3 protein-coding genes are annotated in these 2,042 nt (G+C 61.9%); all 3 read right to left on the bottom strand.

The genetic code is table 11. The annotated features are described in order from the left end of the window. The coding region (ftsL, locus tag VZ95_RS17175) for a cell division protein FtsL (protein WP_045776943.1) at positions 1-304 on the bottom strand (304 nt) is incomplete at its 3' end. Between the two features lie 2 nt (positions 305-306). Then, positions 307-1,257 (bottom strand): 16S rRNA (cytosine(1402)-N(4))-methyltransferase RsmH, encoded by a 951-nt coding sequence (rsmH, locus tag VZ95_RS17170; protein ID WP_045776942.1) that lies wholly within the window; start codon positions 1,255-1,257, stop codon positions 307-309. Then, positions 1,257-1,739 carry a division/cell wall cluster transcriptional repressor MraZ gene (locus tag VZ95_RS17165; RefSeq protein WP_045776941.1) on the bottom strand — a complete coding sequence of 161 codons (483 nt, stop codon included), beginning with the start codon at positions 1,737-1,739 and terminating at the stop codon, positions 1,257-1,259. Before VZ95_RS17165 ends, rsmH begins: the two co-directional genes overlap by 1 nt. Positions 1,740-2,042: the final 303 nt, after the last annotated feature.

The raw sequence follows: 2,042 nt of genomic DNA, 5'->3' as shown, positions 1-2,042 counted from the left end.
TCACAGGCGGGGCGAGCGGCGGCAGCGGTTGGGCGCGCAAGGGAAGCGCGGCGATCTTGGTGATCTGCTTCACCGTCAGCGGCTCTAAGCTGAGATGAATGCGCGCGGTTTCTTCGATGCGTTGCGGCTGATTGAGAAAACTCCACTCGGCCTTCAGCACCTGCATCGATTCCTGATCGGCAAGGATTTGGCGGTTGAGCTGGGTTAGCACGCGCTCTTTGCGCGCCACCTCATACTTCAGGTGATAGACGGCATAGCCAACCGAACTTGCGAGCACGAGCCAAACGAGAAAGAAGCGCCACATGGTCAGGCTCCTTTCGGCATATGGGCGGGGGCTGCGGTGCGCTCGGCGACGCGCAGCTTTGCCGACCGGGCGCGCGGATTGGCGGCGAGCTCATCGGGCTGGGCGGTGATCGCCTTGCGCGAAATCAGCGTAAAGCTGGGCGCGTCCACTTCCTTCGGCGGGGCATAGCGCGAGACCGAGGCGCTTTTGCCGCTGCGGTCGGCGAGGAAATTTTTGACGATCCGGTCTTCAAGCGAGTGAAACGCCACAATCGCCAGCCGCCCGCCGGGGGCAAGGCAGCGCTCGGCGGCGGCAAGCCCGCGTTCGAGCTCGCCCAACTCGTCGTTCACGGCGATGCGCAGGCCTTGGAAAGTGCGGGTGGCCGGATCGATCCCGTCTTTGGATTTCGGCACGGCGCTGCGCACGATCTCGGCGAGAGCCGAGGTCGTGAGAATGGGCGCTTCCGTCCGTGCCCGAACAATTGCACGGGCCACGCGCCGGGAAAGCCGTTCTTCGCCGTACTGATAAATGATGTTCGCCAGATCTTCTTCGCCGAGCCCATTCACGAGGTCCGCCGCGCTTTGCCCGGACAGGCTCATCCGCATGTCTAAGGGACCATCGGTGCGGAAGGAAAAGCCGCGTTCGGGCGTATCGATCTGGGGGGAGGAAACGCCGATGTCGAGCGTTACCCCATCAATGGGGCCAAAATCTGCCGTTGCAGCAAGGCTGTCGAGATGACCGAAGGTGCCCGCGACGATGTGCAAACGCCCGCCGAAGCCCTTGGCCATCTCCGCCCCAACGCTCAGGGCCTCCGGATCGCGGTCGATGGCCAATATTGTGCAGTTTGCCGCCTCCAGCAAACCACGCGTATAGCCGCCGCGCCCGAACGTCCCATCGATATAGCGGCCACCGTCCCGAGGGGCGAGCGCCGCGATAACTTCCCGGATCAGAACCGGGAGATGCTGGCCGACCATTACTCCCTCCGGGGGGAGGGCGCCTGGCTGGTGGCATCTCTGGCCCTTTTCGTCTCCAGCCTGCTTGCAACCGTCGCCTCTACGATTGCCCGCTGCTGGGACGGATCCCGGATCAGAAAAAATTTACCCTGGCCGACAAAGGCAGCTTCTTCGCCAATGCCCGCATACTCTAGGAGCGGTTGGGGTAAGAGCACCCGTCCGCCTTCGTCCCACGCCAACTGAAACGTCTCGCCCAAGAGGGTCGAGAGCAGATTGTAGCGTTCGGCCTCTTCAGGCCGGTCAGGATCGAGCTGTTCTAGCTCGTCCGAAAATTTCTGTAGGCGGTCGATTCCCGCCGCCTCGATCCAAGACCCCTGCAACGAGCGATAGGCCAGAATCCCCCCATAGGGTTGATCGGCCAAGGCTGCGCGAAAGGGTGCCGGGACCGACACGCGGCCCTTCTTATCGACCTTATTCACGAATGTGGACAGGAATAATGCCATTCCCGATCCGCAGCCCCTTCGCCCATAGGCCCGAGGTTGCCCCCGATGCCCGATCCCACCGTGTTTGTGCCTCCGCGCCCGAACCGCTTGTCATACACCGTGTTACGCCTCAGTAACGATGCCGACCAACGCTCCCGACCCCATCCCTTGCAACGCCTGGATACGGGTGGGCGTATCTGGTTCTGCATGGGATGATTTGGGATAACATGGGACAGAATGGGCGTCAATGGAGCCGGAAGGTAAAAAACTCGATAATTCAAGGCATCACCCGCCTAGCTTCGCATGGTTAGTAAATCGCCAGAG

It is taken from the genome of Elstera litoralis (assembly GCF_000963705.1).
Taxonomy (GTDB): domain Bacteria; phylum Pseudomonadota; class Alphaproteobacteria; order Elsterales; family Elsteraceae; genus Elstera; species Elstera litoralis.
The sequence above is the reverse complement of the archived record's forward strand: the minus strand, read 5'-3'. Positions and strand labels throughout refer to the sequence as shown.

Coding starts and splice junctions, on each gene's coding strand:
- rsmH (WP_045776942.1), bottom strand. CDS start 1,257: ATGGTCGGCCAGCATCTCCCGGTTCTGATCCGGGAAGTTATCGCGGCG.
- VZ95_RS17165 (WP_045776941.1), bottom strand. CDS start 1,739: ATGGCATTATTCCTGTCCACATTCGTGAATAAGGTCGATAAGAAGGGC.